The organism is Pedobacter psychrophilus (assembly GCF_001652725.1).
Taxonomy (GTDB): domain Bacteria; phylum Bacteroidota; class Bacteroidia; order Sphingobacteriales; family Sphingobacteriaceae; genus Pseudopedobacter; species Pseudopedobacter psychrophilus.
The window spans coordinates 1-596 of the sequence record NZ_LWHJ01000026.1; the positions used below are offsets into that span (position 1 = coordinate 1).

Sequence of the window (596 nt, forward strand, 5' to 3'; positions counted from 1 at the left end):
CTTGCAGAACCATTGTCGCACCGCACTGAACCAAATAATTAACGAAAAACCTGAGTTGAACCACCGTCAGCCATTTTTGTGCAAATTTGCTGTTAGGTACTGTGCTTTTTATCGTTTCTCAAATACTATTCCGTTGCATTCGTCTCCATCTCCAATAGTAATTGGAATAGAAATTCGGTCGTCCTTTTCACATAATGGTACCACACAAGTTCCTTGCAATTCAATCATACAATCATAAGATTTGTCACAACTGACACTCCAAGTTCCGTATTTGTTTTGAGTGCCATCAGAACCTTTCAAATCGTCATTCGATATTGAAGAAGGTACGTTTTCTAAATTAAATGATTTATCTGCGTTTAATTTTAAAATACAGATTTCGGGATTTAGTCCATGGTCTTTTAAATATGATTTTGATTTTTCGCTAAGTATATATATTCCAATTAATTTAGATTCGTTTGGTTCAACTTTTAGTTGCGTGTAGCCAAAGTCCCAAGAACAGCCTAAAGGATGACAGCTGGAAAGAGTCCACAGAAAAAAAATTGTCAGGAAGATATTTAGTCGAGTCTTTAGCATTGTACCTAACGTTTTGAAAATTT

The 596-nt window shown here is 35.2% G+C and carries 1 protein-coding gene; it reads right to left on the reverse strand.

Annotated features, from left to right (window positions below; translation table 11 throughout):
• Positions 1-108: 108 nt before the first annotated feature.
• Positions 109-596 (reverse strand): hypothetical protein (locus tag A5893_RS08435; RefSeq protein ID WP_232456831.1); only part of this gene is annotated, 488 nt, incomplete at its 5' end.